Source organism: Saccharomonospora saliphila YIM 90502, assembly GCF_000383795.1.
Lineage (GTDB): Bacteria > Actinomycetota > Actinomycetes > Mycobacteriales > Pseudonocardiaceae > Saccharomonospora > Saccharomonospora saliphila.
In genome coordinates, this window is record NZ_KB912728.1 from 94,098 (window position 1) to 100,625 (window position 6,528).

Sequence of the window (6,528 nt, forward strand, 5' to 3'; positions counted from 1 at the left end):
AACCGGAGACGGAGCCGCGTCGGCGGACGCGGGCACAAGTGGCCCTTCTCGGAATCGCCACCCTGGTCGTCGGACTCGTCGGCACGCTGGTGATCGTGCTCCTCGCCGACCGCGCGACGCGGGACGAGCGCACGCACGACGAGACGGCACCCGGGACGGGTCCGCACGTGGAGGTGGCCACCTCTGAGGAACGCGCGTTGGCGCAGCGGCGGATGGTCGTGCTGCCGCCGCAGGCGGCGCAGCCCCAGCCTCTGGCCGCGACCGGCACGGCGGGTCCGGCGCTGTCGCTGCCGGAACCCACGCGCGTGGACGGCACCTGGATCCCGGGAGGGTTCCCGGGCACGCCGGAGGGGGCGCTGGCTCAACTGGCCGCGTTGAACGAGACAGCGCTCGCCGGGGGCGATCCCGCGGTGTATGGCCGCGCCTATCGGGCGCTGTCGCAGGACGGCGCCCCGCCCCCGGAGTCGACGGGCCTGCATTCGGTGCTGACCAGCTTCCGCTCAACCGCCGGGCTGCCAGCGGGTGGGCCGGTGAGCGGCCTCCGGGTGACCTACCAAATCACGCACGGGCAGGTGAAAGGGACCGCGTCGGACGGTCGCTACGTCGTGGTGTGCGTGCTGGGGCAGCTTGCCGTGGAGTACCAGGGCCGGAACTCGTCGGTGGGAGTCGGCGACTGTCAGGCGATGCGCCGGGTCGACGGGCGGTGGCGGATCGCGGCGGGCGTGCTGGCAGCGCCCGCGCCGAGCGCGTGGCCGGGCAGCGCTGACGCTGTGCGGGCGGGATACCGGGAGGTGCGCTGATGTGGCCGTTCGACGACATCGGGGGGATGCTCGGGGCGGACCTCTCGGAGGTGCTGGCGTCGGCGTTCGAGAAGGCCATGGACCTGATCTGGCGAGCCGCCGTGGCCGTATTGATGGCCGCGTTCAAGCTGGCCGACGAGTTCTCGGTGTTCTCGGTCGACACCGACAGCGGCCCGGTCGGCATTCTGTGGCCGCTCATGCTGTGGATCAGTGGTGTGCTGGCGGTGGGGCTGTTCCTCTGGCAACTGATCATGACCATGGTGCGCGGGGGCCGCGGATTCCTGCGGCTGGTGGGAGGGCCGATCCAGTACGGCATCGCGCTCGCCGTCACGGTCGGGATGGTCGGCAGTTTCCTCGCGGCGGTCGACGGGCTCACGGACGGCATCCTGTGGTACGGCCTGCGCAGCGAAAACTTCGGCGAGGCGCTGGAGTACACCACGTTCGCCGACGGCGCGGTCAGCGGTGTGAAAGCCGTGGTGCTGGGGATCTGCGCCGTGGTGGGGGTCATTCCCGTGGCGCTGGGCTACCTCCTCGAGATGCTGTTCCGGCAGGCAGCGATCTCCGTGCTGGTGGCGACCGTCCCGATCGTCGCGGCGGGCCTGTTGGCGAACGTGTCGGCGCACTGGTTCTGGCGGACGTGCCGCTGGCTGCTCGCCACGATCGCGATGAAACCGGTGCTCGCGTTGACTCTCGTGCTCGGCGTGGCCATCGCGGGTGGGTCGGACGGGTTGTCGGGCCTGCTGGCCGGGATCGGCGTGCTGATCATTTCGCTGATCTGCCCGTTCGTGCTGTTCAAGATGTTCGCGTTCGTCGACCCGAACACCGACGCGGGGGCGACGTTCCGGGATGCGATGGCCACTGGGGTCGGGATGAGCTCGTTCGGGTCGAGCAACCCGGCGATGGTCGCGGCGAGCGGCGCGGTCGGGGGCAGCGGGGGCGGCGGTGCACTTGAGCAGGCGAACACAGGCCGCTTCGACGCCGCAGCCGACGGCGCCTCGGCAGACGGTGCCCCGACAGACGACGCCTCGGCGGGTGACACCGGCGCCGACACGGACCGGGCGGCAAGCGTCGGGGCGACGCTTACTGGCGCGGTGGGTGGCGGAGCCGCGATGGCGGTGGACCGGGGTGGCGACGCGCCCGGTGAGCAGGAGAACCCGCCACCGGAGGACGGGGCCTCCGGCGAGGGACCGGACATCGACCGGGAGCGGGAGGAGCCGCCGTTGCCTCCGACGGAGGGCGGCTCGGCTGCGGCTGCGGGGGAGGCGGACACGTCCACGGTCACCGCGCCGGGCGGCGACAGCGGGGACGACCCCGGTGACGTCGATGGGGGTGTCGGCGTCGGCGACGCGAGCGAGGAGGACGACGGGAGGGGGATCGAATGACGTCGACTCGGATCTTCCGAGGGCTCAACCGACGCGAACAGGTCGGATGGGTCTGCGGATTGACTCCGGTGCAGGCGCTGAGCTGCGTGGCCCTCGCCACGCCGGTGGTGTGGGCCGCGTCGAACGGCCGGTTCGGTGACGCGGCGGTGCTGCTGCTCGTGTGCGGCCTGTTCGCCGTGCTGGTGGTGGTGCCGGTGCGGGGGCGGCCGGCGTGCCGCTGGCTGTGGCATTTCGTGCTGTACCAGGTGGGCCTGGTGCGCGGATGGTCGACGTGGCAGTCGAAGGCCTCCGCGGGGGTGCCGGTCGATCCGGACGAGCCCGACCTGCCCGGGGTGCTGCAACGGTTCGAGTTCCCCGACGGCCCGCTGTACCGGGACCGCGGTCGGGTGTGCCTGATCCACGACACGAGCGAGGGCCGGTGGGGAGCGACCGCGCGGCTGACCCACACCGGCGTGGGAATGCTGTCCGACGAGCAGTGTGACCAGCTGGCCTCCCGGTTGGGCACATTGCTGCTGTCGCTCGGGCACCGCGACGTCGTCGACCGGCTGAGCCTGGTGGTGCGCACCGTCCCGGACGACGGCACCGACTATCAGCTGTGGCGCGGTGAGCACACGGCCCGGGACGCGCCGCGGCTGTCCCGCGCGGTCACCGACGAGCTCGACGACGTGGTGGGTGTCGCCTCGGTGCGGCACGAAGCGTTCGTCACGGTCAGCGGGCCGGAGGACAAGCTCCGGAGACCCGCGGCGGCGGCCGGGGGCGGTGTCGCGGGCCGGGCCTTGGCGCTCTACCGCGTGCTCGACGGTGTGGAGGACCCGCTCAAGGCGTTGGGTGTGCAGACGGTGCACTGGCTGAACGGCGCGGGCATGGCCGAGGCTCTGCGCACCGGCTTCAACCCGGCGGCGCGGGCCTCGCTCACCGCCACCCACCGGCACGGCGCCGGAGGGTTGGAGAAGGCGGCGGCCGGACCCACCGAGGCACCCCCGCCGACGCCGCGGGCCTACACCCACGACGGGTTCACCACGGTGTCCTACACGGCTCTGATGCCCGAGTCGGGCACGGTGTTCGGCAGCCTCGGCCCGCTGCTGGCGGTGCGCACACCGGGGGAGCGGCGCACCGTGGCGATCCACTACGAGGTGTTGGACGCGCGCCGGGCTCATCGGCAGGTGCGGAGCAACCGGTTCCGCAGCACGGTCCTGCGGAGTTGGAAGGCCGGCGAGGGGTTCACCACGACCGCCGCCGACGACCGTGAGGCCGCGGGCGCGCGGACCCAGGAGCGGGCGGTGGCGGCGGGCCATTCCCTGGTGCGCTTCTCGGTGGCGGCGTCGGTGACCGTGCCGAACGGGTGGAACGTCGAGGACCACGCCGCACGGCTGGAGAACGACGCCAGCGGACGGTTCCGGCTGCTGCGGATGGATCTGGCGCAGGATTCGACGTTCGCCGTCGCCTGCCTGCCGATCGGACTGGGGCTGCCGCGCAACCGGAGGGGGCTGTCGTGAGCAGGAACAAGCCGCGGGGACGCGGAGCGGCCCAACTGTTGGGGACGTTCGGACCACCACCGCAACCGAAACCGCCCCACCCGCCGGGCCCGCGGGACACCGGGCGGGTCAACCGGCCGGTCGCGCCCCGCCGCGGCCACGCGCGGATGGGCCACGGGTGGGCTCCGGTCGAAGCTCCGCTGGTGGTGTATCAGGCCGCCACCTCGGAGATCGGGGGCCTGTTCCCGCTGCTCGCGGCGAGCGGTGTCCCCGCGGTCGGGGCACGCATCGGCTACGACACGTTGAGCGGCGGCGCCTTCTACACCCACCCGGTCGAGTGGGTACTGCGCGGGCTGGCCACCAACCCGAACCTGGTGGTGTTCGGGGAACCGGGCCGCGGCAAGAGCTCCACAGTGGTCGCGTTCCTCCTGCGGATGATGCTGTTCGGGGTGAAAACGCTGATCAGCGGCGACGTGAAGGGCGAGTACAGCCCGCTGCTGCGCGCGTTGGGGGTGACGCCGGTCGTACTCGGGCGCGGCAGCCCGGCCCGACTCAACGCGCTCGACCTGGGCCCGCTCCGCAGCCGCTGGGAGGGCTGGCCGGTGGCGCGGCAACGTGTCGAGCTGGAAGGGGTGGTCGCCCGGTGGGTGAAGCTGCTGGCCGCGCTGGCCGAGGCGCAGGGGTACCGGCCCACGGTGACCGACGAGGCGGTGCTGGCGACGGTGCTGCGCAGGCTCGTCGGCATCGCGGACGGATACACCCGCCCGGTGCCGGTGACGATCCCGGACGTGCAGCGCCACCTGGCCGACCCAGACGAGGAGCTGTGGACCAGCACCCGGTTCGCTGACCGCCGCCAGTTCCTGGACACCCTCCGCCCGATCACGGACGCCCTGGGCAACCTGGTGTCGGGGACGTTGTCGGGCCTGTTCGACGAGCAGACCAACGTGACGCTCGACTGGGACGCGCCGGCCCAGTCGATGGACCTGTCCCGGCTGCGCACGCACGGCGAGCAGGCGGTCGCGGTCGCACTGACCTGCCTGGGCTCGTGGTCCTCGCTGGTCACGGACCTCCAAGAGGACGGGGACCTGCGCATCGTGGTCCGCGACGAGGTGTGGCGGCAGATGCGACTCGGGCTGCGCGCCGTGCAGGCGGTCGATGCGGACCTGCGGCTCAGCCGCGCCGAACGCAAGATCCAGGTGCTGGTGCTGCACAAACCGAGCGACGCGTTGTCGGTCGGCGCGGCGGGCAGCCAGGAAGCCGCGATCGCGAAGGACCTGCTGGCGTTGTGCAGCACCCGCATCCTGTTCGGCCAGTCGACCCGCGTAGCCGACGACCTCGCCGAGGACCTGGCGCTGTCGGAGCGCGAACAGGACGCCACCACCGGGTGGGCGATGGAGCGCCCGGGACGGGCCCTGTGGAAGGTGGAGAACACTCCCGGCTACAAGGTGCAGACCGTGCTCAGCCGCACGGAGAAGCGACTGTTCGACACGAACGCGCAGCTGCGGCCGCCGCGGGGACGGCCATGACCGTCAAGGCGATCGTGGCGTGCGTGGCGGGCGCGGTGGGCATCGTGGTCGTGTTCCCCGCGGTGGTGTTCGGCGTGGCGCTGGTGTCGACGCAGCAGGCGGCCGTGGCGCAGGTGAGTGTCGCCGCGTGCGGGTTCCAGTACCCGTTCGCGACCGGCCCCGGGGTGGACCGGCCGATCACCGGTGGCGGCGAGTGGAGCCCGGACCAGCTCGCCAACGCGCGGACGATCGTCGAGGTGGGCCGGGACCGGAGCCTGCCGCGCCGCGCGGCCGTGATCGCGGTGTCGACCGCCCTGGTCGAGTCGGACTTGCGCAACGTCGCCTACGGCGACCGGGACTCGCTGGGGTTGTTCCAGCAGCGGCCGAGCCAGGGCTGGGGAACCCGCGACGAGGTCCTGAACCCCTCGTATGCGGCGGGAGCGTTCTACGACCGGCTCGTCACCGTGCCCGGGTGGCGAACGCTGCCGCCCGGACGTGCGGCGCAGGCGGTGCAGCGGTCAGCGTTCCCGGACCGGTACGCACCGCAGGAAGCGCCCGCAGCGCAGCTGGTCGCCCGGTTCTGGCGCGGAACCCCCACCGGAGCGGACACGCAGGCGGCGGCCCCGAACCCGGACGGGGTGTGTCCGGACAGCACGTCGGACCTACCGTCGGACCAGTGGGAGCTGCCGGAGGATTTCGCGTTGCCGGGCGGTGCGGGTGCGTCGGCGGCGGTGTCGTACGCGGTGAACCAACTCGGCAAACCCTACGAGTGGGGCGCCACCGGGCCGGACGCGTTCGACTGTTCCGGCCTCACCCAGGCCGCCTGGGCCCACGCCGGAGTGCCGATCTCCCGCACCACCACCGGCCAGGTCCACGACGGCGTCGCCGTCGGGTCACTGCGCCAGGTGCGCCCCGGGGATCTGCTGTTCATCCCCGGTTCGCTCGGCACGGCCGACAACCCGCGACACGTGGGCCTCTACGCGGGCGACGGGATGGTGGTCAACGCCTACGACGAGCAGCACGGCGTCGTGCTGCAACCGCTCGACACGTGGGCGGGCGAGATCGTCGCGATCCGCCGCATCACCACCGACGGCTCCAGCCCTACCCCGGCGCCGGGGGAGCGGACATGAGAGGCCCGGTGTCGCCGACGGGAGATCGGGACCTCGCCCTCCTCGGGGTCGCCGCGGCGGGCCTCGCAACCGTGCTCGGGCTCGCCGGTGTGCTCATGCTCGGCGCCGCGGTCACCACAGCGCTGGCTGGCGGGCCGTGGAACGTCCCCGGGCTGGACGTGTGGATTCCCGCCGGACTTCGCATCGTCGCCCGCCCGGGCCAGCCGGGCGCTGCCCTCGGCGCCCCGTGGGCGGCG

The 6,528-nt window shown here is 72.9% G+C and carries 5 protein-coding genes and 1 pseudogene; all 6 read left to right on the forward strand.

The window, feature by feature from the left end:
* Nucleotides 1-38: 38 nt before the first annotated feature.
* A complete protein-coding gene (locus tag SACSA_RS0119460) occupies nt 39-800 on the forward strand; it encodes a hypothetical protein (RefSeq protein ID WP_019819434.1) in 762 nt (253 codons plus the stop codon).
* On the forward strand, nt 800-2,182 hold the full coding sequence (locus SACSA_RS0119465; protein WP_019819436.1) for a hypothetical protein: 1,383 nt from the start codon (nt 800-802) through the stop codon (nt 2,180-2,182). Before SACSA_RS0119460 ends, SACSA_RS0119465 begins: the two co-directional genes overlap by 1 nt.
* Complete coding sequence (locus SACSA_RS0119470) at nt 2,179-3,678, forward strand: SCO6880 family protein (RefSeq protein WP_019819437.1); 1,500 nt, start codon at nt 2,179-2,181, stop codon at nt 3,676-3,678. The genes SACSA_RS0119465 and SACSA_RS0119470 overlap by 4 nt, the downstream gene beginning before the upstream one ends.
* Before the next feature lie 182 nt (nt 3,679-3,860).
* A complete protein-coding gene (locus SACSA_RS0119475) occupies nt 3,861-5,183 on the forward strand; it encodes an ATP-binding protein (RefSeq protein ID WP_232213018.1) in 1,323 nt (440 codons plus the stop codon).
* Nucleotides 5,180-6,292: a C40 family peptidase gene (locus SACSA_RS23870; RefSeq protein ID WP_019819440.1), complete on the forward strand. Its 1,113-nt coding sequence runs from the start codon at nt 5,180-5,182 to the stop codon at nt 6,290-6,292. Before SACSA_RS0119475 ends, SACSA_RS23870 begins: the two co-directional genes overlap by 4 nt.
* A pseudogene (locus SACSA_RS26415) lies at nt 6,289-6,528 on the forward strand (hypothetical protein); the annotation flags it as partial. The gene SACSA_RS23870 and the pseudogene SACSA_RS26415, both read left to right, overlap by 4 nt.

Bases quoted from the DNA above. Each gene is read 5' to 3' on its own strand.
- SACSA_RS0119465 (WP_019819436.1), top strand. From the start codon at position 800: ATGTGGCCGTTCGACGACATCGGGGGGATGCTCGGGGCGGACCTCTCG.
- SACSA_RS23870 (WP_019819440.1), top strand. From the start codon at position 5,180: ATGACCGTCAAGGCGATCGTGGCGTGCGTGGCGGGCGCGGTGGGCATC.
- SACSA_RS0119470 (WP_019819437.1), top strand. From the start codon at position 2,179: ATGACGTCGACTCGGATCTTCCGAGGGCTCAACCGACGCGAACAGGTC.